This is a genomic window from Paenibacillus sp. NPDC056933, assembly GCF_042674385.1.
Classification (GTDB): domain Bacteria; phylum Bacillota; class Bacilli; order Paenibacillales; family Paenibacillaceae; genus Paenibacillus.
In genome coordinates, this window is the sequence record NZ_JBHUQN010000001.1 from 2,642,516 (window position 1) to 2,664,137 (window position 21,622).

A 21,622-nucleotide genomic window follows, 5' to 3' on the forward strand; every position below is an offset into this window, starting at 1 on the left:
CGCTTTAACTTTAAGCCGTCCGATTAGGGAGAACATGCAATCATTCAGGAGGAGCGGGGATGGACTATATCCGTGTGCAAGAGCTGCGCAAATCGTTTGTGTATTACCGGAAAGAAGCAGGACTCAAACATTCACTGAAAAACTTGTTTGCACGCAAATCACTTGTGAAGGAAGCGGTTAAATCCGTTTCCTTCGATATCGGCCCCGGAGAGTGCGTTGGATTTCTGGGTCCTAACGGGGCAGGTAAAACCACGACGCTCAAAATGTTATCGGGCATTCTATATCCCACAAGCGGAAAAGCCGACGTACTCGGCTATGTGCCTTGGGAGCGAAAGAACGAGTTTAAACGGCTTTTTTCCATTGTGATGGGCCAGAAAAACCAGCTTTGGTGGGACCTTCCCGCCAGTGACTCGATTTATTTGAACAAATGTATATATGATGTGGAGGACGCACTCTACCGTCGAAGTCTTGCCGAACTATCGGAAATGCTTGATGTGCAAGACCTCCTGGATGTACAGGTACGCAGGCTGTCCTTGGGTGAACGTATGAAAATGGAACTGATCGCCGCTCTGATCCACCGACCGAAGCTGCTGTATCTCGACGAGCCGACGATCGGCCTGGATTTTCCCTCTCAGAAGAGGGTGCGGGAGTTTCTGAATTACTATAATGAGCAGTTTGGCGCAACGATCCTGCTGACGAGCCACTACATGAAGGATGTGGAGGACCTGTGCAAGCGGACGATTATCATTAACGAAGGAAGTCTGCTGTATGACGGGGATCTTCACAAAATTAACGATCTGTTTGGTGAGCACAAAATTGTGAAATTGCAATTCTCGGAGCCGGTTGCCGAGCAGCGCTTGGCCAAATTCGGGAAAATAATCAGCTCCGACGACTACAGCGTTGTCCTGGAGCTGCCCAAACACCGCTTAAAAGAAGTATCACGAGCTGTGCTCGATTCGTTTCCGATCGTTGACTGGACAATTGAGGACATGCCGATCGAGGAGAGTATCTCCATGCTCTATCAAAAGGAATCCGTCGGATGAATGGACGCAAATTGTATACGGCTGTATTTTCGATGGGTGTGCAGCAATCAATGGAATACCGATTTCACTTCTTTCTTGGTCTCCTCGGAGCCGCGTTTCCGATTCTGGTCCAGTATTTTATATGGACAGCAGTGTATCAACATTCTGGCGAAGCAGCGCTGTTCTCGTATTCATACAATCAAATCATATTGTATACAATCTTGGCGGGTTTGGTATCCAAACTGATCGCTACCCAGTTCGAGCACCAGATCGTCGACGATATCAAGAACGGCGGCCTTAACAAATATTTGATTAAACCGGTTAGCTACTTCGGGTATCGTCTAGTATCCTTTTTCGGACAAAAGGCGATCTATTACGGAGTTACTGCTGTACTGCTCGTCGGGATTATCTGGGTTGCATCCGTCGGGGACGTGCTGGAGCTTCAGGTCATACGGCTGATCTTGTTCGCCGTCACGCTGACGGGTGCGCTTTTGCTCAATTTCTTGATTTCCTACTGCATCTGTGCAAGTGCTTTTTATCTGAACGAAATCTCTTATTTTTTCGTTATTACGAGTCTGCTCGTCAATATTTTGAGCGGGGGGATGTTTCCGTTGGAGATTTTCGGGGATTCGATTGTAGGGGCACTTCAGTACACACCGTTTCCATATACCATTTATTTTCCGGTCAATGTCCTCAGCGGCAAAACGGAAGTAACGGCAATGTATCAAGGATTGCTCATCCAGTGCGGGTGGATACTCCTGTTTTTATGGCTATCCCGTCTAACGTGGCGAATATCCATGAAGAAATATTCAGCGGTTGGGGGGTAGCGGAGATCCCATATGTATAGAGTCCTGAGAAAATACGCACATTTGTATGGCATGTTCATCAAAAATTGCCTCATTGCCCAGATGGAGTTTCGAGGCAATTTCATGATGAGCCTGCTGGTGGAATCCGTCTACCTGCTTGCCAAACTGTTATATGTGCTCGTTGTGTTTCGCACCGATCTTCACGTCGACGGCATCCCTCCTGAAGGGCTGCTTCTATTTATAGGCATGCACACTGTAGTGACAGGTATGTATGTCGGTCTGTTTTTCACAAATTTCACGAAGATCCCGGAATATATTAAGGACGGATCGCTTGATTTAATGCTGACAAAACCGGTTTCTCTCCAGTTTATGGCTTCTTTGCGTTATGTCGATCTGGCACTGCCCATTCCTGATATACTGGTTGGTCTCGTCATGATTGGCATCGGATGGCATGCTATGGATATACCGTTGACACTACTGCAACTTGCCGGGTTTATGCTGCTGCTATTCGTCTCTGTTGTCATCACATACTGTCTGATGATTATCCCTGCATTACTTTCATTTCGGTTCGTTCAGACAGGTTCAGCATCCGAGATCGCCCATTCCGCCTGGGACGCCAACAATTTCCCAATGGCAATATACCCGACTTGGGTCCGACGGATCGGCACCTTCATCATCCCGCTGTTTCTGATTACCAATTTCGGACCCATGTTCCTGCTGGGGCAACTCGGCTGGCTCTATACAGGACTGGCGCTGGTCGGTTCACTTATTTTTTTCACAGCTATACGAGTGTTCTGGAAACAGGCTGTGAAGGGATACAGTAGTGCAAGCAGTTAAGGCAAATTCTCAGACATAAGGTGAAGCAGCAGCCCAAAAACTCAGAAAACAGAAGGGGGAGAAAGAATGAATGCAGTTCAGCTACCCGTGTTGAATCCGCCGCTTAAAGGATTTCTGCGGTGGGCTTACACACTTTCGATTACCAGTGCACATGAGGAAACGATTCCTTGGTATTACAGCAATTTCATTCAGTTGTCCTGCAAGAAAACCTTTCTGGAGGATGGTAGACAGTTTTATATCGATTTCTTCCGGGGCCAGCCCAACGAACTGAATTTTAACAATCCGTTTCTGCTCACATGCTCCGTCAATTATACGATTCTGGAACATTTGGCGTTGGACGCCTGGCCCCAATTTTTCGCAGATCAGATTCACAGCGGCTATTATTGCATCGTATTTTTGGACGAGTCCAGGTTATCTCCAGCGGCAGCCTATCAAAAAGAACCGTTTCCTCATCATCTTTTTCTGTATGGTTACGATTGGGACAAACGTATTTTTGATGCTTCCATGTTTGACCATACAGGAGTATATCGCAATGTACAGATTCCGTTCACGGAGTTCCTGGATGCTGTCCATTCTATGAGACATCTGCTCACAGAGGAACTCACCGCGGATCATCACACTTATTTTTACAAATACGAGCCGCATTCTCCGTATCCTTTCGATAGAATCGTAGCGCTCGACCAACTGCATGATTACCTGAACGGAGAGACCCATCTGAACCGCATTAATTACAATCCTGACGAAGAACAGGCTTTCGGAATTCACGTCTACGATTATTTGCAAATGTACTATGATGCTGTAGAGAGCAACGATCCCCGGCTTGGCGACCGTAACGATGTGAGGCATCTGCATGTGCTCTGGGAGCACAAAAAAATGATGAGTGAACGGATTGCCTATTTGATAGAAGAGGGGATAATCCCATACGACGAAGAACTTGTGAACGGTTATCAGGATATAACCACCAGGGCAATGAAGCTAAGGGATCAATATATCCGTCATGAACTTCGTGAAGACAAGGCAGTGTTTGAAAAGGTGAGGCTACGATTGGAGGAATTCCGCAAGGAAGAGCCTGCTCTCCTGCAAAGACTGATTTCATTGCTCGAAAGCTGAACTAACCCCTCTCTGAAATTCTTACGGAATCAGCAGTCCAGCCTCATTCGAGGATGGACTTTTTTTCTGTTAACTTTAGCCCTACGTCTTACGCCAGAAAGTACTTACGCCTTTTTCTAGCCGACTTGGATATATTTCCAGTAACAAAAGGATTGTCAAACGAAATGAAATATGATATTTTCATATCTGTAACCGGTTACACATAGGGGTGAACGTTCATGACAACAATTAAAGATGTAGCTCAACTGGCTGGCGTATCAGTAGCCACTGTATCACGGGTCATTAATGAAAGAGGTTATGTTCATGCAGACACGCGCAAGAAGGTGGAAGAAGCGGTCAAGCAGCTTAACTTCTCTCCGAATGAAGTGGCTCGCTCTTTATATAAACGTAAGTCCAAGCTGATCGGCCTGCTGCTTCCGGATATTGCAAACCCTTACTTTCCGCAGCTTGCACGCGGTGTGGAGGACAGGATGCAGGAACAGGAATTCAGACTGATTTTCGGAAATAGTGATGAGGATGAACAAAAGGAACGGGATTATGTTCAGACTTTTGTCCAAAATAATGTGGTGGGCGTAATCTCTTCAACAAACTACCCTCATTCTTCAATATATGAAAGCTTGAAGATCCCTGTGGTATTTCTGGACAGGACGCCGCTGGACAGTCCCTCCGTATATGCGGATGGGAGAGAGGGCGGGCGCCTGGCTGCAAGGGAGATCATCAAGCGTGGAAGTCGCCGAATTACGGTCATGAAGGGACCAGCACATATCAAACCTGCGCAGGACCGTTTTGAAGGCGCCATCGAGAGCATACGTCAGGCTGGTCTTGATTACCGCGTAATTCAAACGACATCTTTCTCCTTTAATGATGTTGGGTTATGGGCGGAAGAGCTATTCAGCAAGTACGGCGATACTGACGGGGTCATTGCCAGTAATGACATCGCGGCCATGGCGGTACTGCATGAAGCATTGCGAATCGGAATCAAAGTTCCGGAGGATATGCAGATTATCGGCTTCGACGATATCCCAATGAGCAGCTTGTTATCGCCTGCCTTGTCGACCATTCGCCAACCGGCATATGAGATGGGGAGAGAAGCCGCCGGATTGCTTATTAAACTTGTAGAACAAGCACCAATCGAAAATAAACACATACAATTGCCTGTCAGTTTCATTGAACGGGGCACAACAAGAAAGGTGAATTCGAATGGCTAAAATTTGTGTTATTGGCAGCAGCTCCATGGATCTGGTTGTCACTTCCTCAAGACGTCCGGGGGCGGGTGAAACCGTCCTTGGCGACAGTTTCAAAACAGTTCCAGGCGGCAAAGGAGCTAACCAGGCAGTCGCTGCTGCAAGGCTGGGGGCCGAAGTTGTGATGATTGGCCGGGTAGGCGATGATGCTTTCGGTACGGCCATTTTAAATAATTTCAAAGCAAATGGTGTAAATACGCAAAATGTGAAACCGGTTACACATATGGAGAGCGGTACGGCTCATATCGTTCTGGCAGAAGGTGATAATAGCATTGTAGTCGTTGAGGCGGCCAATCGCGAAGTAACACCTGCCTATGTTGATGAATTGGCAGAAGTAATCCAAAGTGCCGATATTGTGCTTATTCAACACGAAACTCCAGAGGAAACCGTTGTTCGTGTCAGCGAGATTTGTGACCAAAGCGGAACCCCCTTGTTGTTGAATCCAGCACCGGCAAGAAAAGTACCGGATGCAGTCATCGAAAAAGTCGCTTATATCACACCGAACGAGCATGAGGCCGGGATATTGTTTCAGGGAATAACTCCAGCAGAAGCGCTGCGGCAATATCCAAACAAGTTGTTTATTACAGAGGGCAGCAACGGAGTTCGTTACTTTGACGGGGAGCAGGAAATCGTTGTCCCTGCTTACAAGGTTGAACCAGTGGATACAACCGGAGCGGGTGATACGTTTAATGCCGCATTTGCGGTCGCTTTGGCGGAAGGTAAGCCGCTACAGGACAGCATTAGATTCGCCAACCGGGCTGCATCGCTATCCGTGACCAAGTTCGGAGCGCAAGGAGGCATGCCGATGCGGAATGAAGTGGAGGAAAGTCTGAAATGAAGAAACAGGGAATGTTGAACAGTCATATTTCCAAGGTGCTGTCTGATCTGGGCCATACGGACATGATTGTCATCGCAGATGCTGGTCTTCCGATTCCGGAAGGAGTACCCAAAATTGATGTGGCCCTGAAGTTGGGAACACCTGGTTTTCAAGAAATCGTGGAACTGATTGAGGAGGATATGGTTGTCGAGAGAGTGATTTTGGCGGCCGAAATCAAAGCAGGAAATCCTGCAGCTTTGCAGTTTATTACCGAGAAATTCGGGGATGATGCTATTGACGTATCCCTCAGTCATGAGCAATTCAAGGCGTTGACCCGACAAGCCAAAGTGGTCATTCGCACGGGCGAAGCCACACCATATGCCAATTGCATATTACAATCAGGCGTCATTTTCGGTTAAAAGGAGGACGACATTATGCATATTCAGATGCAAGGCATATATAAAGCGTTTGGCACCAACCAAGTGCTGAGCGGAGTGGATTTCAATTTGAAAGAAGGCGAGGTTCATGCCCTGATGGGGGAGAACGGGGCCGGCAAATCCACACTAATGAACATTTTGATCGGTCTTCATGGGCGGGATCAGGGAACGATCTCTATTGACGGCAAAGAAACCTATTTTTCCAGTCCAAAGGAAGCCGAGAAGATGGGGATTGCTTTTATCCATCAAGAGTTGAACGTTTGGCCGGAAATGACGGTGCTTGACAATCTCTTCATCGGCAAGGAATTAACTTCGACTTTCGGATTACTGAACACGCGACAAATGAAAGCGCTTGCCACGGAGCAGTTAGCCAAGCTTTCGGTGCAGATTCCGCTGGACCGTCCTGCCGGGGAATGCTCTGTCGGTCAGCAGCAAATGATTGAGATTGCCAAAGCACTAATGACCGATGCCAGAGTTATCATTATGGACGAACCAACGGCGGCACTTACAGAGCGTGAGATCCAGAAACTGTTTGGCGTAATCGCTGTTCTCAAGAAAAATGGAGTGTCCATCGTATACATTTCGCACCGGATGGAGGAAATTTTTACGATCTGCGACCGGATTACGGTAATGCGTGACGGCAAAACGGTGGATACCAAGTCGATCCCGGAGACCAGCTTTGACGAAGTGGTACGGAAGATGGTCGGTCGGGAACTTACGGAGCGGTATCCTGTACGGAATCCTTCATACGGTGACGTGGTTCTGGAAGTTCGTGACGCAAGCAGCACAGGATTGTTCCAGAATGTCAGCTTCACAGTGAGAGCAGGCGAAATTCTCGGCTTCTCAGGGCTAATGGGCTCGGGACGTACCGAAATCATGCGGGCGATCTTCGGTTTGGAAGCACTGGATAGTGGAGACATTATGATTCGAGGCAAGAATGTTCACATTCGGAAGCCAGCAGACGCAGTAAGACATGGGATTGGATTTATTACTGAGGACCGGAAGGATGAAGGTTTGGTATTAGATTTCTCCATACGTGAGAACATGGCTTTACCGAATTTGTTCAGCTTCTCAAGTAAAGGTTTCATCTCGACTCAGAAAGAACAGGAATTCGTCGATACACTCATCAAACGTTTGCAAATCAAGACGCAATCCTCCGAGACAGCGGTACGAAACTTGTCAGGAGGCAACCAGCAGAAGGTCGTTATCGCCAAATGGGTCGGCATCGGTCCAAGCGTGCTCATTCTGGATGAGCCCACACGCGGTGTGGATGTTGGAGCCAAACGAGAGATTTATCAGTTGATGAACGAGCTGACGGACCGCGGAGTCGCAATCATTATGGTATCTTCCGAGCTGCCTGAAGTGCTCGGCATGAGCGATCGAATCGTGGTTGTGCATGAGGGACGCATTACTGGCGAACTGACGAAGGACGAGGCAACACAGGAAAACATTATGACATTGGCTACAGGGGGACAGTAATATGACAACTTTGCAGGAAAACCAACCCGCGAAAAGCGGCTTCCGTTTGACAAATCTGACACAGAAATTGGGTCCTTTATTAGGGCTGATCATACTGATTATTATCGTATCCGCATTAAATCCAAGCTTTTTAGAACCGCTTAACATTTTAAATCTATTACGACAGGTTTCGATTAACGCACTGATAGCGTTTGGCATGACGTTTGTTATTCTGACAGGCGGGATTGACTTGTCGGTAGGCTCGATTCTGGCTTTATCGAGCGCCTTTGTAGCCAATATGATGTTGTCCGGCCTGGATCCCATTCTCTCAATCATTATTGGGGTCGCGCTCGGTGGTGCTATGGGGATGGTAAATGGATTGATGATTACGAAAGGCAAGATGGCTCCATTTATAGCAACATTGGCGACGATGACAGTATTCCGGGGATTGACACTCGTGTATACGAATGGTAACCCGATTACGGGATTGGGTGACAGCCTGATGTTCCAGCTGTTTGGACGCGGTTATATGCTTGGCATTCCAGTGCCGGCCATCACCATGTTAATTACTTTTGTAATTCTCTGGACAATCTTGCACAAAACAGCCTTCGGTCGCAAAACGTATGCGCTTGGTGGCAACGAGAAAGCTTCCATCATCTCAGGCATTAAAGTGCATCGCGTGAAAATCATGATTTACTCACTGGTAGGTATGTTATCGGCACTGGCAGGCGCAATTCTGACCTCCCGTCTGAATTCTGCGCAGCCTACGGCAGGTACTTCATATGAACTGGACGCCATTGCTGCTGTTGTTCTGGGTGGAACAAGCCTGTCGGGCGGTAGAGGACGGATTGTCGGTACACTAATCGGGGTCCTAATTATCGGCGTGTTGAACAATGGTTTGAACCTGCTCGGAGTGAACTCATTTTATCAAATGGTTGTGAAAGGCGTCGTTATTGCCATCGCTGTCCTGCTGGACCGCAAGAAAACGGCTTAAGGAGAGAAGCGAACATGAAAAAACTAACCATATTGCTTGTAAGCGTAATGATGATCGTTCTGGCGGGATGCTCCCTGGAGCCTCCGGGCTGGGCCAAGCCCGACTCTGCCGGAAGCAATGGACAGAAAAAAATCGGCCTGTCGGTTTCCACGTTGAATAATCCCTTCTTTGTATCCCTCAAAGACGGGGTAGTTGCAGAAGCCAAAAAACAAGGAATTCAGGTCATTGTAGTTGATGCGCAAAATGATTCGGCCAAACAAACCAATGATGTGGACGACCTGATTCAACAGGGCGTGGATGCTCTTCTGATTAACCCAGCGGATTCCGCTGCAATCTCCACGGCCGTTCAGTCTGCCAATAGCGTGGGCATTCCTGTGGTTACACTGGACCGTTCGGCGGACAAAGGGGAAGTGGCGGCGTTGGTTGCATCCGATAACGTCAAGGGCGGACAGATGGCAGCAGAATATTTCGTAGAACACCTTGGCGAGGGAGCAAAAGTGATTGAACTTGAGGGTGTACCTGGAGCTTCCGCAACAAGAGAGCGGGGGAAAGGTTTCCATGAAGTCGCCGACCAAAAACTCGATGTGGTTGCCAAACAGTCTGCCGATTTCGATCGCTCCAAAGGTTTGAATGTGATGGAAAACCTGCTGCAGGGCAATCCAGACGTACAGGCGGTATTTGCCCATAACGACGAGATGGCACTAGGCGCAATCGAAGCGATCCAAAGCTCGGGCAAAGACATTCCCGTGATCGGATTTGACGGCAACGATGATGCGATCAAATCCATTCAGGACGGAAAGTTGACGGCCACCGTTGCTCAGCAGCCGGTACTGATTGGCCAGCTGGCAGTGCAAGCCGCTCTGGATGTTCTTGGCGGCAAGCAGGTAGAAAAATCAATTCCGGCTGAATTGAAGCTGGTAACTAAGGAAAACGCCAATAACTAAATATTCTTGTACATCCCGCTCTGGACCAAGCACCAGAGCGGGATTTTTCGCTTTGTATTCAACCATTTCGGAGGCGACCCAGTTACGGACTTACAACTTTACAATGCGGACTTCCAGACATAATATGTAAGAGAACGAATGAGCGGAATAAAATCACAGATATGAAGAGAGGTCTGTAATACATGGATAACGTATCTACTGAAGTTAAAATGGAATCATTCCAAGCCTTTCAATCAGTAATCCGCAAATCGGAAAATGCCCTGGCTAATATGGCTCAGAAAGAAAGTAACACCACCTTATTAGATAAACGCCTCAAAGCATTGTACATCGGATTAGCCATGCTGGAAACGGCTTGGAATCTGAAACCTTATCATTACAGTGAGGCAGATTTAACAGAAGCTCGCCATGTTTTGACTGGTTTATTCCCATTACTTGAGAAAATGAATGGTAAGTCAAAAACGGGTAGCCCTCAAAAAACGCTTATCGAACGAAGAATTAAAGCATTTGAACTTGCTGTTCAGGCTATGGATGAGCTTCTGAAAAATTCAAATTAACCATCTCAATAATTTGAGATGGTTAATTTATTCTCATAATAGGCCTCAAACCTAGTTACTTAATCATCTGAATAAATGGTTGCATTGAAACTCTCAGGACCTAAACGAACGTTACTCACATTATAAATTGGATTATAGGAGAATATGGCATACGCTGAGTAGACAATCTGTCCATTACCTGGTGGTGGCACATTGAAATCCGAACCGGTAAAGCTTAATACGCAAGGACTGAAAAACGGGTTGGCCAACACAATTGTACCCGTCGCATAAACAAGCTGTTGCGAACCACCCAATCCTCGGTACACTACGATCACCAAGTCCCCGTTAACAGGCAACTGACTTGCTGTTATTTCGACTATCCCTGAAAAAAGAGTCCGGATTCCCATGCCCGGGTTACTGACTTGCAGTCCAACTTGGGCAAACAATAGCGGAACGCCATTCGTGAAGCTGGGCGTTAACACCTGCTGCCCGTTGGAGCCTTGGGAAGTTCGTGCATCTAACGTTTTAACCATGGGATTTGCCTCCTTCCGTCCTTTTCATAAAAATAAGTTAGTCGTCGCTGTACGCAACCGCATTGAAGCATTCCGGACCAACACGGCTGGCTTGTTCTGATGGGGATACCGGAACAAATGTCATATAACAAGAATAGATAAGCTGCCCGGTAGGAGGAGGAGGCACATTGTAATCAGAACCCTCGAAGCTTGCCAGTATGCTTCCTACAGAAGGAAATACAGGTTGGGAAACGACGTAAATTGGCGTACCTGTATTAGTCGAACCTCTGAAAATTTCGAACCGAATGGAAGAAGGTTGAGAAGACAAATTAGAACCCGAAATTCGATAAGTTCCATTGAACTGAGTGCGAATAACTAAACCTGGATTGACAATGTTCAATCCAAGAATTCCCACCAAGGTAGGGGTGTTTTGCGCAAGAGGGATATTAAGCGGAGTAGTACCGTTAGAACCAAGAGAAGTACGAGCGTCAAGCGTACGAACCATAGCAATTCCTCCAATCTATTATTTGGTATATCTTATGTAGATAGTTTCAAAGAGTTGTCAGCTAAATGGCAAGCATTTACTATGTTTTTGAAAACCAACCTTATTGCCGCTGGTACAAGGCGTGTTTCCCAATCGTGCACTTAAATGTATAATGATTATTCGAGGTGATGAGGATGGCAAGATCAAAAGAATTTGAAGTAAATGAAGTATTAGATAAAGCAATACATCTGTTCTGGACACAAGGATATGAGAAAACTTCAATGCAAGACCTCGTTGAATATATGGGCATTCACCGAAGAAGCATCTATGATACGTTTGGGGATAAGCATGCTCTATTTATGAAAGCACTTGAACGATATGAAACAAAGCAGTTGAACAAAATGAGCTTTTTAGTTCATACACAAAAGCCGGTCAAAGAGATCATTCGGGCTTTGTTTGAGTCTACAGTAAGAAATGAAGGAGAGCCTTTAGGGTGTTTTCTTGTAAATTCAGGCGTGGAACTGGGTGTACTCGATCCTGAAGTTACATCCTTAGTGAATGAAAGTTATTTACGAACCGAGGAATTCTTGACCAACCTTCTTTTGGCAGGTCAACAAACGGGTGAAATCAAGGCAGATTTCGATCCTGTAGTTACTTCTCATTATTTAATGAATGCATGGATCGGACTACGGACATTGGTTAAGACTACAGCGGATCAGCAAAAATTAAACAATATTATTCATGTGACACTATCCATTTTTGATTAACGCGCCATTATGGCATGACGGACAAAGGGAGTCTCATCAATTGCGGACTGTTTGTTATAGTGATACAGAATCAATCCAATGTATTTCACTGCTCAATAAAACGTGGGAATGATGTCTGTTCACATAAATTTAATACCCATGAATGAAAGTAATTCATAAATGACATCATAGTGAAGTAGTATACACTCTAATTTTGCCAGAGGAGGAGATCTTTTATGGCTCGCCAGAAGAAAAGGCAGGAAGCTGCCTGGAAGTCACGAAAGCAAGAACAGCATCCTCATGGTAAAATCAAATCGCTTAAAGAATTATCAAGCGAATATGAAGAGAAACATACTACGCTTTAAGCGAAAGACTGCCGGGTAAATTTCCGGCAGTCTTTCGCACGAATGTCACTGACAAAAACATTGTTTATTGAAAGCCGCTAAATAGCGTTTTTTTTATTTACATAAGTACTACAACTTTTTTTCGTCCATATATTTGCAAAACTTGATACATATGCTATCTTTACAATGAAAGCGCAACCATGAATGGACAGATCGAACAATTCTTTCTCATATTTCACTTGGAGAGGAAAATGAAAATGAAAAATTTGTTCAAAAAGGCAAGCGCAATGATGATGTCATTCATTCTGCTGCTCGGATTGATGACAACGCCCGTTCATGCAGTAACCCCGCTTTTTATGATTGAAAGCGAAAACGCTTTACTTTCCTCCGATCTTCAAGTAGTGACTGAAATTTACGGCCAGCCCAAGCCCGGATTCTCCGGGAGTGGATTTGTGTGGATGCAAAATTCCGGCACAATCACCTACACAGTGACTGTCCCGGAAACCGGCATGTATGCGATCTCAACCCGTTATATGCAGGAGTTAAGTCCAGACGGCAGACTTCAATATTTATCCGTCAATGGTGTGACCAAAGGTTCGTATATGCTGCCTTACACGACCACATGGAATGATTTTAATTTTGGCTTTCATAAGCTGAATCAAGGAAGCAATACCATTGAGCTGAAGGCAGGCTGGGGATTTGCTTATTTTGACACCTTTACTGTGGATCATGCAGTTCTAGATCCTTTGGATGTACAACCGGTGCTCACCGATTCTGGGGCCACACCTGAGACTCAACTGCTGATGAATTATTTAACAGAGGTTTACGGTAACCACATTATCTCCGGTCAGCAGGAAATTTATGGAGGCGGGAATGACGGCAATACAGAGTTGGAGTTTGATTGGATTTATAATTTAACCGGAAAATATCCTGCGATCCGCGGCTTTGATTTTATGAACTATAATCCGCTCTACGGATGGGAGGACGGCACAACGGATCGGATGATCGATTGGGTGAATAACCGGGACGGCATTGCTACAGCTTCATGGCACATCAATGTGCCTCGAAATTTTACTACCTATCAGCTTGGAGAGCATGTGGATTGGAAGGAAGCCACCTACAAGCCAACAGAAACTAATTTTAATACAGCCAACGCCGTGATTCCTGGTACGAAGGAATATCAATACGTCATGATGACTATTGAAGATCTAGCAGAACAATTGCTGATTCTGCAAGATAACAATGTGCCGGTTATTTTCCGTCCTTATCATGAGGCGGAGGGCAATGGCGGTTTGAATGGGGAAGGTGCGTGGTTCTGGTGGGCTTCAGCAGGTGCGGACGTATACAAGCAGCTCTGGGATATGCTCTATACCGAACTTACAGAGACATACGGCTTGCATAACTTGATCTGGACATACAACAGCTATGTGTATAACACTTCTCCTGCATGGTATCCTGGTGATGATCAGGTAGACATTGTTGGCTATGATAAATACAATACGATCTACAACCGCAATGACGGTTTGTCTGGCGTACCTAATGAGGATGCCATTACTTCGATTTTCTATCAGCTGGTTGATTTAACGAACGGTACGAAAATGGTTGCCATGACGGAGAACGATACGATCCCAAGCGTTCAGAATCTGACAGAAGAAAAATCTGGATGGCTCTATTTCTGCCCATGGTATGGCGAACATCTAATGAGTTCCGCATTTAATTATCCTGCCACTCTTACAACACTTTATCAAAGTGATTATGTTATCACACTGGATGAGCTGCCCAATTTAAAGGGTAACCATCCTAATCCAAGCGCATCCATCACACCTGCAGCCGTTGAATTTGACAAATATGCACCCAATCAAAGTGACAAAACCATTTCCCTGAATTTAAATGGAAAAACATTAAACGATCTCCGGGTAGGGACCAATGCATTAACCGCGTCTCAAGATTATATTTTAAACGGAAGTATGCTGCTGCTGAAAAAAGAATTTTTGGCCGGGCTGCCGGCTGGTGATCATTTGATTGTCTTTGATATGAATCAGGGTCAAGATCCTGTATTAAAAGTTAAAATCGTCGATTCAACACCAAGTGCTTCGATTTCGCCCGTGAATGCGACATTTGATAAAGCCGTGAATCTAGGGAAGGATATTTCCGTGTCTCTTACCTTAAACGGGAAACAGCTTACCAACGTAACGAATGGAAACTATACACTTGAATCGGGCCAGGATTATGCGGCATCCAACTCTGGTGTCATTCTGGGTAAATCCTACCTTTTCACGCTTCCGCTGGGCCAGAATGCGATAACCTTTCATTTCAGCGGTGGAAATAATGCTGTTCTTACTGTAAATGTAGTAGACAGCAGTGTTCCTATTCCCTCGGGTGACTTGGCAATTCAGGCTTTTAACGGCAACACGAGTAGTTCCGCTAACGGAATCTCACCCAAGTTCAAAGTAATCAATAGCGGTGATTCGCCCATTGAATTAAGTGATGTAAAACTGCGGTATTATTATACGATTGATGGGGAAGACGCACAGAGTTTCTGGTCTGACTGGGCCAGCATCGGAAGTGCGAATGTAACCGGCACATTCGTTAAACTGGCGACTCCGGTTACTGGAGCGGATTATGTTTTGGAAGTTGGATTTTCGAGTTCGGCTGGAACGCTTAGTCCTGGACAGAGCGCAGAAATTCAAACCCGATTCTCCAAAAATAACTGGTCCAATTACAACCAGGCTAACGATTACTCGTTTAAGGCATCCACCAGTCAGTTTGCAAACAATGAACAAGTCACCGGGTATATGAACGGCCAGCTTGCATGGGGGATTGAACCGTAAGAAGAGGGGAATAGCCGGGTTGGGATGGGGAATTTACTCTGCCCGACCCCTTTACTGTGTGGGGGTTGAACGTTTGGAGACAACTATAGGGTTCCATTGAGTCGCTATTTTAGCGGCTTTTTTGTTATGATGGGTAGGATGCTAAAAGCTCAGAAGGAGATTGATTATTAACAATGTATTTCAAAAAATGTTTAAGTGCTATGCTTATTATTCTAGCGACTATCTTGTTTACGGGATGTTCACTCGAAACGGCTTCATTAAATGACTCATCTCAAGCTAGTTCACCTCTAACGCAATTTGATGAAGTAGCTGCGTATATTTCGGAGCATCATGAACTGCCAGAAAATTATATAACCAAAAGAGAGGCCAGGGAACTAGGCTGGGAGCCGAGCAAAGGAAATTTGGAGAACGTGGCCCCAGGCAAAAGTATAGGCGGTGATGTATTTCAAAATCGAGAAGGGTTGTTACCCAAGAAAAAGGGAAGGACTTGGTACGAAGCAGACATTAATTATTCAGGAGGAACGCGAGGAAGCGATCGGATCCTATACTCCAATGATGGATTAATCTATAAAACAACCGATCATTACCGTACGTTTGAACAAATCGAATAGTGAAGGGGAGATATTATGAAAACCATTGTCATCCATGGAAAGGACATTCATGGCCAAGAAGAGTTACATGACGTTCTTCAGGAAAGACTTGAGTTAGGCCCCTCTTACGGCCGGAATTTGGATGCATTATGGGATTGCTTGACTGGCTTCGTCTCCATGCCACTTACCATTCAATGGATTGATTTTGATACAAGCAGGAAGTACCTTGGAGAATACGCGGATCGTTTATTAGACGTAATGCAAGAAGCGGAGGAAGAGTTGGAAGAGTTTACATTTGATTTAATCATATAATGACCATATGGTGGACAAGAAAATGAAGTAGTTTCCTTCTTGGACACCAGATTCATTCAGCTAACGGTATATGACAGAAAATAAGAACCAGCAGCCAGTAAGTGGCTGCTGGTTCTTATTTTGATATCCAAACAAATTCAAATCATAATAACACGCTACATCAAGACCTGGAATGTTCATTTTTTTTGGCATTGAGCGTAGCAATCAGCTTCTCACCTTCGACATCAAGGTTCGGCAGAATGCGGTCCAACCATTTCGGAAGTGCCCAGGATTTGTCACCGAAAAGAGCCATAATGGCAGGAACCAATCCCATCCGAATGATGAAAGCATCGATCAGAATTCCTACAGCTAATGTGAAACCAATCTGTTTAATCATGACGTCATCCGTAAATATAAATCCTGCAAATACAGAGACCATGATCACCGCAGCGGCTACAACGACACGACTTACCTGGTTGTACCCATGAACAACGGATGCTATCCCCCTGTGACCATGAACGTAGGATTCCCGCATAGAACTAACAAGGAACACCTGATAGTCCATCGCCAGCCCATACAGGATACCGGTCACGATGATTGGCATAAAGCTTAGCAGCGGACCGCCGGTATCGAAGCCAAAGAGAGAATGCAGCCAGCCCCACTGAAATACAGCTGTAGTAATCCCGAATGTAGCCAGAATGCTGAGCAGGAAGCCGATCGTTGCTTTAATTGGAACGATGATTGAACGAAATACAAGCAGTAGAATGATAAGCGACAGCAGGATAATAATTCCTACATAGATAGGGAATACCTGTGCCAATTTGGATGACATATCAATGTTAACGGCAGTGAGTCCAGTAACACCAAGCTTAACATCATTCGTCTGTGCGATGCTCGATTCGGTAGATCGTAAATCGTTCACCAGATCTTTCGTGATTTTATCGTTAGGACCTGTTTTCGGAATGAGACTGAAAATAGCCAGATCCTCTGTCATGCCCAGCGGGGTAACCTGTGCAACATTATTTTGGCTTTGGAGCTCCTTCACGAGATTGCCCAAGAGTTCCGGAGTAATCTGAGCGGCAGAATTATTAGGTTCTGCGACCAGAATAAGCGGGCCGTTAAACCCTTCTCCGAAGCCTTCGGAGATGGCATCATAACTTTGTCTTGCCGTCGTATCCAGGTTCGCTGAGGATGCTCCCGGGATGCCCATTTCCATTTTGGTTATAGGCGTTGCTGCAGCACCAAGAACGATGATGATGGCGATAATTGTGATCCAACGATATTGGATAACGAATTTAACCCATCTGTCAGCAATTCCGTGGCCACCCTGTTTAGAATGTTTCGTGCTTTTCTCGCGGGCCTTGGGCGAACAGATGCGTTCACCTACCAATCCAAGCAGAGCTGGCAACAGGGTTAGAGCAACGAACACGTTGATAAGAACGGTAGCAGCAGCGACCAAAGCCATCGTGGATAAGAACGTGAGTCCGATGACAAGCATACCGCAGAGTGCAATAATAACGGTCAAGCCGGCAAAAAATACAGCGCTGCCGGAAGTGCCAATCGCTCTTGCCGCAGCCTCTTGTGCGCTCAAGCGTTGATCAATTATCATTCGACGTTGGCGATTGACAATGAATAGAGCGTAATCGATCCCCACGGCCAATCCAACCATCAGAGCCAAGACGGAAGTCACACTGGGCATTTCTATAAATTTGGAGATGGAGAAGGCTCCACCTACTCCGATACCAACACCAAGAAGCGCAGTGACAAGGGGAAGACCTGCTGCAACGACGGAGCCGAGTGTTATCAGCAAGACAATTACAGCAATGATTAGTCCGACAATCTCTGCCGAACCAACACCGATGGATACCGTTTTGAGTGTTTCGCCAGGGAGCACGGTAATGTTGGTTCCATTCTCAACGGTCATGACGGAATGAATAACGGAATCAAATACATCTTGAGTAATTGCAGATTGCTCGATAGTAAACTGAAATTGAAACAGTGCAATTTTTCCGTCAGAAGAAATTAGGACACCAGGAACAGGCACACCCTCCACAATCAAAGGCCCATAGGGAGGAGGAGAGGATGTTGCTGATTGCTGCATATTGGCAGCTTGAGCCATGTCAGCGGCTGCACCCGAACTGCTTGCCTCAGCTGCATAATCGGCAGGGTTTATCACATCGTTCAACCCGTATACTTCACTAACACCCTTCATAATTGCAGCCAAACGTTCAGGGGTATCCAAACGCTCGTTATCAGGGGCTTCGAATACTACACTTCCTTGACCACCAGAGGCCGCAGGAAGTTCTTTTGCTAACTGGTCCAGAACCTTTTGTGACTCAGTACCTTCAATCTTCATTTCGGAACTGATGTGAATACCATTAAAGCTGATCATCGAAATGACGATCCCCAAAATTAAAATCCAGCCAATGATGAAATACGCGGGTTTGCGAAAAGCAGTCTTTCCCAGTTTGTATAATAATGTAGACATTTCTCTATTTTACACTCCCTCTAAGGTGAATATGGATTGTTAGCGCACTAGAATCCTTTGCGCAAATAAACAAACATGGTTTCTAAAAACTCGTCGAACGTTACAGCCCCAGCCCTTTGGTGATCACTCATGTTTTGTCCCGGCAGCAATACGTTAAGTCTTCCGTCAATCAAAGGAAGAACGATCCCGTATACCGCATTTATTAGAAGATAAGTATATACCTCGTCATCGTTTCCGTCTGACAAGTCCAACAATGTTTCTTGAGCAGTCGTTTGCATATGGTGCAATACCCTGAGGAAATGTGGTTCTAGCACAGGATATTTTTGGGAAAGTAATAAAAGTTCACGTAATCTTCCGATAAGATCCGTTGTAAGCTGCATCTGGATTAGTTGATACAGAACGTCAAGCAAAGAGGCATTTGGGGGAATTTGCGTGAGTAAATTCTCGAATTCAGCAGTGTTATGGACCGCTGTTGCTCCCATCGCTACTGCTTCTTCCTTGCATGTGAAATAATTTGCGAAAGTTCTTCTGGAGTAACCGGCTTTTTGCACGATATCTTCAACAACCATGCCGTCCAATCCATGTTCAAGCGCAAGTTCGAATGCCGCAATAGCAAGCGATTGCTCTGTCGCTTCTTTTTTTAAATGCCGCAAGGTTTGTTTCGCCATCATTTTCCGCTTATGCGTACAGCTCCTTTCTCATCTAAAGGTGTTTTTGAAAAGCACATCATTACAAAGCACTGAAAAAATGAAATATTTTTCAGAGATATAACGTTCTAAGGATTATTTTAACTTTAATTTGCCCATTGGGCAAATTTGCTCAAAGGGAAAGTTATTTTAAAGTTTTTTTAAAAATGTATCCTTTATAAAAAATCATTATAAAGGTAGTATATGAAGTGTGGCTTTCAGCTAATTTCGTGCAAGGGAAGATAGAGGGAAATCATTTTTTATGATTGACAATCTTTTGCGTGTCTCATTTTGCTTATTATTATGGAAATATCTATAACGGGAGTTGATAACATGACTGAAGAAGAACGAATTTTTGAGGGGATTTTATTTAGTCCCGGTCATCCTGATCTTAAGGCCATCAAGCTGCGCTCACACAATCTTAGTAGTCAATACAGTCGTACCTTTGAGGATCAAACAGAGGAACGCGAAGCATTACTTATGCAGATCTTGGGCAGAAAAGGTACGCATTGTTTTATCCAAGGTCCCATTTTCTTTCATTATGGCATTCACACAGAAATCGGTAACCATTTTTTTGCGAATTACAATCTGACCGTCCAGGATGATGCCAGAGTTTCGATCGGTGATCACGTCAGTTTTGGACCTAATGTAACCATTGTTACACCGATTCATCCTTTTATTGCTTCAGAACGTCGACAAATGCTGGACCAAAACGGTGAACCCAAGACTCTCTGCTACGCCAAGCCTGTCACGATCGGAAATGATGTTTGGATATCAGCTAACGTTACTGTGTGCGGAGGTGTTACGATTGGCGACGGATCTGTCATTGGCGCTGGAAGCGTAGTGACCCAAAATATCCCTGAAGGCTCTTTTGCAGCGGGTGTTCCCTGCAGAGTCATTCGTCCAATCACTGCATCGGACAGCATGCGCTATAAACCGGATGTCCTGGCCGATTGCAGCGTAATTGAATAAAAACACACAACATGAACAAACCGTTCCTAGACATGGGAACGGTTTGCTCATTTCGATTAGTACATCTTTGTTTAGTGGGAAGCTATACAATGTTTTTACTGTACGAAATGATCCAATTCCGGCTGTAATTTATTCCGCAGAACATACAGCATGATGGCCCCAACAAAGAACGCGACAACATCGGCAATAACGAGCGACCAAACCACTCCGTGGAAGCCATTCATTCGGTTGGCGATATAGAGCACAGGAATCAGAGTAATTCCTTGAATGACTGACATAATAAACGCTGCAGTTCCTTGCGCTGTAGCTTGAAAGATCCCCATAAACAACGAGGTCATTCCTGTAATGAACAAGGATAGGAACGTGACATGCAGAATGTAGCTGCCCATTTCAATTAATTGCGGGTCATTTGTAAATAAACCAATTAAGTGGTCGGATATCAGATAGACGATAACGCCGAACACGACTGCTAACACCACAATCGCTTTGATCGTAAAACCAATAGTTTGCTTCATGCGTAATTTATTCGCTGTAAAAGAAAAGGCAATCAACGGCACGACTCCCTCGCACAAGCCCATCAGAATAAACTCAGGAAATTGCAATAAACGTGATGAAATTCCATATCCCGCAATGGCCTCATCCCCATATTCGACAAGAAAAAGGTTAAGAATAAGCGACATCGCACCCAAGAAAACACTCATAACAAAGACGGGAACTCCGATTTTGAACACATTGCTCAGAATGTCCTTGGTAATCTTGAACCATTTCAAGGAGACAGTTAAGAATGGACTTTTATAACTCATATGGAAAGCGTAGAAAGCACTCGCAACCATGTTTGAGATGACCGTAGCAGATGCAACGCCGATCACACCCCAATGGAAGATAAAGATGAATAGCGCATCGAGAATAATATTCACGATAACACTGAGCATCATGCCGATCATTGACGTGATAGCTGCCCCCTCCGAGCGTACGATATTCTCCAGCGTGAAGAATAAGATCACGAATGGTGAACCGATAAGCATTATCGTGACATAGTCTTTCGTAAATCCGAAGGAGTCCGACGTTGCCCCCAGCCCATGAACAATAGGCTCAATCAAAGGGAGGCCAACAGCTATTACGATAAGTCCAAGAACTAAACTACTGTAAAAGGCAAATGAAGATACATGCTTCAGATCATCCACTTTTTTCTCACCCAGCAAACGAGAGATGAATGTGCCGCTGCCTATACCAATTAAGTTGCCCAGCGCCATAATGACCGCGAATAACGGCAAGGTCAGTGCAAGTGCAGTTAACATCGCCGTATTCCCCAGTGTACCAAGGAAATAGGCATTCAAGATGGAATAGATGACACTCATTGATGTGCCTAGCATCATTGGGACAGCAAAGTGAGCTACAGCTTTGGCGATCGGTGCTTTTTCAAAGTAATGGAGGTTTTCTGCTTCCATGTGGATCACTACTTTCTTCGTTTATTTT

Annotated in this window: 22 protein-coding genes; 17 read left to right on the top strand and 5 right to left on the bottom strand. The window is 45.3% G+C overall.

All coding sequences use genetic code 11. The annotated features are described in order from the left end of the window. Positions 1-59: 59 nt before the first annotated feature. The 11 genes from ACFTRD_RS11735 (at position 60) to ACFTRD_RS11785 (ending at position 10,223) form a co-directional block, all read left to right on the top strand. A complete protein-coding gene (locus tag ACFTRD_RS11735) occupies positions 60-1,043 on the top strand; it encodes an ABC transporter ATP-binding protein (protein ID WP_379379940.1) in 984 nt (327 codons plus the stop codon). Continuing rightward, positions 1,040-1,849 (top strand): ABC transporter permease, encoded by an 810-nt coding sequence (locus ACFTRD_RS11740; RefSeq protein ID WP_379379942.1) that lies wholly within the window; start codon positions 1,040-1,042, stop codon positions 1,847-1,849. Before ACFTRD_RS11735 ends, ACFTRD_RS11740 begins: the two co-directional genes overlap by 4 nt. 12 nt (positions 1,850-1,861) lie before the next feature. Then, entirely contained in the window at positions 1,862-2,665 is an 804-nt protein-coding gene (locus ACFTRD_RS11745) for an ABC transporter permease (RefSeq protein WP_379379944.1), read from the top strand. 66 nt (positions 2,666-2,731) lie between these two features. Beyond that, positions 2,732-3,775: a hypothetical protein gene (locus ACFTRD_RS11750; protein WP_379379946.1), complete on the top strand. Its 1,044-nt coding sequence runs from the start codon at positions 2,732-2,734 to the stop codon at positions 3,773-3,775. A gap of 218 nt (positions 3,776-3,993) precedes the next feature. After that, a complete protein-coding gene (locus tag ACFTRD_RS11755; RefSeq protein ID WP_379379948.1) occupies positions 3,994-4,983 on the top strand; it encodes a LacI family DNA-binding transcriptional regulator in 990 nt (329 codons plus the stop codon). Beyond that, the gene (rbsK, locus tag ACFTRD_RS11760; RefSeq protein ID WP_379379950.1) at positions 4,976-5,857 is read left to right on the top strand and encodes a ribokinase; all 882 of its coding nucleotides are present in this window, start codon (positions 4,976-4,978) and stop codon (positions 5,855-5,857) included. The genes ACFTRD_RS11755 and rbsK overlap by 8 nt, the downstream gene beginning before the upstream one ends. Beyond that, positions 5,854-6,255, top strand: coding sequence for a D-ribose pyranase (gene rbsD, locus ACFTRD_RS11765; protein WP_192267163.1), 402 nt, complete (start codon positions 5,854-5,856; stop codon positions 6,253-6,255). The genes rbsK and rbsD overlap by 4 nt, the downstream gene beginning before the upstream one ends. Before the next feature lie 15 nt (positions 6,256-6,270). Beyond that, on the top strand, positions 6,271-7,752 hold the full coding sequence (locus ACFTRD_RS11770) for a sugar ABC transporter ATP-binding protein (RefSeq protein ID WP_379379953.1): 1,482 nt from the start codon (positions 6,271-6,273) through the stop codon (positions 7,750-7,752). 1 nt (position 7,753) lies between these two features. Continuing rightward, on the top strand, positions 7,754-8,725 hold the full coding sequence (locus ACFTRD_RS11775; protein WP_379379955.1) for an ABC transporter permease subunit: 972 nt from the start codon (positions 7,754-7,756) through the stop codon (positions 8,723-8,725). A 14-nt stretch (positions 8,726-8,739) separates the two neighbouring features. Further along, a complete protein-coding gene (rbsB, locus tag ACFTRD_RS11780) occupies positions 8,740-9,669 on the top strand; it encodes a ribose ABC transporter substrate-binding protein RbsB (protein WP_379379957.1) in 930 nt (309 codons plus the stop codon). Positions 9,670-9,851: 182 nt separating this feature from the next. After that, positions 9,852-10,223 (top strand): hypothetical protein, encoded by a 372-nt coding sequence (locus ACFTRD_RS11785; RefSeq protein ID WP_379379959.1) that lies wholly within the window; start codon positions 9,852-9,854, stop codon positions 10,221-10,223. A 59-nt stretch (positions 10,224-10,282) separates the two neighbouring features. On the opposite strand, the gene ACFTRD_RS11790 is transcribed toward ACFTRD_RS11785, so the two are convergent. Then, positions 10,283-10,735 carry a hypothetical protein gene (locus tag ACFTRD_RS11790; RefSeq protein WP_379379961.1) on the bottom strand — a complete coding sequence of 151 codons (453 nt, stop codon included), beginning with the start codon at positions 10,733-10,735 and terminating at the stop codon, positions 10,283-10,285. A gap of 37 nt (positions 10,736-10,772) precedes the next feature. After that, the gene (locus tag ACFTRD_RS11795) at positions 10,773-11,219 is read right to left on the bottom strand and encodes a hypothetical protein (RefSeq protein ID WP_379379963.1); all 447 of its coding nucleotides are present in this window, start codon (positions 11,217-11,219) and stop codon (positions 10,773-10,775) included. A gap of 173 nt (positions 11,220-11,392) precedes the next feature. Between ACFTRD_RS11795 and ACFTRD_RS11800 the strand changes: the two genes are divergently transcribed. The 5 genes from ACFTRD_RS11800 (at position 11,393) to ACFTRD_RS11820 (ending at position 16,021) form a co-directional block, all read left to right on the top strand. Next, positions 11,393-11,965 carry a TetR/AcrR family transcriptional regulator gene (locus tag ACFTRD_RS11800; RefSeq protein ID WP_379379965.1) on the top strand — a complete coding sequence of 191 codons (573 nt, stop codon included), beginning with the start codon at positions 11,393-11,395 and terminating at the stop codon, positions 11,963-11,965. A gap of 215 nt (positions 11,966-12,180) precedes the next feature. Continuing rightward, the gene (locus ACFTRD_RS11805) at positions 12,181-12,309 is read left to right on the top strand and encodes a DUF6254 family protein (protein ID WP_379379967.1); all 129 of its coding nucleotides are present in this window, start codon (positions 12,181-12,183) and stop codon (positions 12,307-12,309) included. A 236-nt stretch (positions 12,310-12,545) separates the two neighbouring features. After that, positions 12,546-15,119, top strand: coding sequence for a glycosyl hydrolase (locus ACFTRD_RS11810; RefSeq protein WP_379381326.1), 2,574 nt, complete (start codon positions 12,546-12,548; stop codon positions 15,117-15,119). 173 nt (positions 15,120-15,292) lie between these two features. Continuing rightward, positions 15,293-15,730: a ribonuclease gene (locus ACFTRD_RS11815; protein ID WP_379379969.1), complete on the top strand. Its 438-nt coding sequence runs from the start codon at positions 15,293-15,295 to the stop codon at positions 15,728-15,730. Positions 15,731-15,745: 15 nt separating this feature from the next. Beyond that, complete coding sequence (locus tag ACFTRD_RS11820) at positions 15,746-16,021, top strand: barstar family protein (protein ID WP_379379971.1); 276 nt, start codon at positions 15,746-15,748, stop codon at positions 16,019-16,021. 160 nt (positions 16,022-16,181) lie between these two features. Here the strand turns inward: ACFTRD_RS11820 and ACFTRD_RS11825 are convergent, their stop codons facing one another. Beyond that, positions 16,182-18,488: an MMPL family transporter gene (locus ACFTRD_RS11825; protein WP_379379973.1), complete on the bottom strand. Its 2,307-nt coding sequence runs from the start codon at positions 18,486-18,488 to the stop codon at positions 16,182-16,184. Between the two features lie 47 nt (positions 18,489-18,535). After that, the gene (locus ACFTRD_RS11830) at positions 18,536-19,159 is read right to left on the bottom strand and encodes a TetR/AcrR family transcriptional regulator (RefSeq protein ID WP_379379975.1); all 624 of its coding nucleotides are present in this window, start codon (positions 19,157-19,159) and stop codon (positions 18,536-18,538) included. A 348-nt stretch (positions 19,160-19,507) separates the two neighbouring features. On the opposite strand from ACFTRD_RS11830, the gene ACFTRD_RS11835 reads away from it, so the two are divergent. Next, complete coding sequence (locus tag ACFTRD_RS11835) at positions 19,508-20,146, top strand: sugar O-acetyltransferase (RefSeq protein ID WP_379379977.1); 639 nt, start codon at positions 19,508-19,510, stop codon at positions 20,144-20,146. A gap of 95 nt (positions 20,147-20,241) precedes the next feature. Here the strand turns inward: ACFTRD_RS11835 and ACFTRD_RS11840 are convergent, their stop codons facing one another. Continuing rightward, the gene (locus ACFTRD_RS11840) at positions 20,242-21,594 is read right to left on the bottom strand and encodes an MATE family efflux transporter (protein ID WP_379379979.1); all 1,353 of its coding nucleotides are present in this window, start codon (positions 21,592-21,594) and stop codon (positions 20,242-20,244) included. Positions 21,595-21,622 lie beyond the last annotated feature (28 nt).

Excerpts from the sequence above, each read along its gene's own strand:
- ACFTRD_RS11755 (WP_379379948.1), top strand. The coding sequence starts at position 3,994 with ATGACAACAATTAAAGATGTAGCTCAACTGGCTGGCGTATCAGTAGCC.
- ACFTRD_RS11795 (WP_379379963.1), bottom strand. The coding sequence starts at position 11,219 with ATGGTTCGTACGCTTGACGCTCGTACTTCTCTTGGTTCTAACGGTACT.
- rbsD (WP_192267163.1), top strand. The coding sequence starts at position 5,854 with ATGAAGAAACAGGGAATGTTGAACAGTCATATTTCCAAGGTGCTGTCT.
- rbsK (WP_379379950.1), top strand. The coding sequence starts at position 4,976 with ATGGCTAAAATTTGTGTTATTGGCAGCAGCTCCATGGATCTGGTTGTC.
- ACFTRD_RS11800 (WP_379379965.1), top strand. The coding sequence starts at position 11,393 with ATGGCAAGATCAAAAGAATTTGAAGTAAATGAAGTATTAGATAAAGCA.
- ACFTRD_RS11840 (WP_379379979.1), bottom strand. The coding sequence starts at position 21,594 with ATGGAAGCAGAAAACCTCCATTACTTTGAAAAAGCACCGATCGCCAAA.
- ACFTRD_RS11740 (WP_379379942.1), top strand. The coding sequence starts at position 1,040 with ATGAATGGACGCAAATTGTATACGGCTGTATTTTCGATGGGTGTGCAG.
- ACFTRD_RS11805 (WP_379379967.1), top strand. The coding sequence starts at position 12,181 with ATGGCTCGCCAGAAGAAAAGGCAGGAAGCTGCCTGGAAGTCACGAAAG.
- ACFTRD_RS11745 (WP_379379944.1), top strand. The coding sequence starts at position 1,862 with ATGTATAGAGTCCTGAGAAAATACGCACATTTGTATGGCATGTTCATC.
- ACFTRD_RS11815 (WP_379379969.1), top strand. The coding sequence starts at position 15,293 with ATGTATTTCAAAAAATGTTTAAGTGCTATGCTTATTATTCTAGCGACT.
- ACFTRD_RS11830 (WP_379379975.1), bottom strand. The coding sequence starts at position 19,159 with ATGATGGCGAAACAAACCTTGCGGCATTTAAAAAAAGAAGCGACAGAG.
- rbsB (WP_379379957.1), top strand. The coding sequence starts at position 8,740 with ATGAAAAAACTAACCATATTGCTTGTAAGCGTAATGATGATCGTTCTG.
- ACFTRD_RS11785 (WP_379379959.1), top strand. The coding sequence starts at position 9,852 with ATGGATAACGTATCTACTGAAGTTAAAATGGAATCATTCCAAGCCTTT.
- ACFTRD_RS11775 (WP_379379955.1), top strand. The coding sequence starts at position 7,754 with ATGACAACTTTGCAGGAAAACCAACCCGCGAAAAGCGGCTTCCGTTTG.
- ACFTRD_RS11790 (WP_379379961.1), bottom strand. The coding sequence starts at position 10,735 with ATGGTTAAAACGTTAGATGCACGAACTTCCCAAGGCTCCAACGGGCAG.
- ACFTRD_RS11810 (WP_379381326.1), top strand. The coding sequence starts at position 12,546 with ATGAAAAATTTGTTCAAAAAGGCAAGCGCAATGATGATGTCATTCATT.
- ACFTRD_RS11735 (WP_379379940.1), top strand. The coding sequence starts at position 60 with ATGGACTATATCCGTGTGCAAGAGCTGCGCAAATCGTTTGTGTATTAC.
- ACFTRD_RS11770 (WP_379379953.1), top strand. The coding sequence starts at position 6,271 with ATGCATATTCAGATGCAAGGCATATATAAAGCGTTTGGCACCAACCAA.
- ACFTRD_RS11825 (WP_379379973.1), bottom strand. The coding sequence starts at position 18,488 with ATGTCTACATTATTATACAAACTGGGAAAGACTGCTTTTCGCAAACCC.
- ACFTRD_RS11750 (WP_379379946.1), top strand. The coding sequence starts at position 2,732 with ATGAATGCAGTTCAGCTACCCGTGTTGAATCCGCCGCTTAAAGGATTT.
- ACFTRD_RS11835 (WP_379379977.1), top strand. The coding sequence starts at position 19,508 with ATGACTGAAGAAGAACGAATTTTTGAGGGGATTTTATTTAGTCCCGGT.
- ACFTRD_RS11820 (WP_379379971.1), top strand. The coding sequence starts at position 15,746 with ATGAAAACCATTGTCATCCATGGAAAGGACATTCATGGCCAAGAAGAG.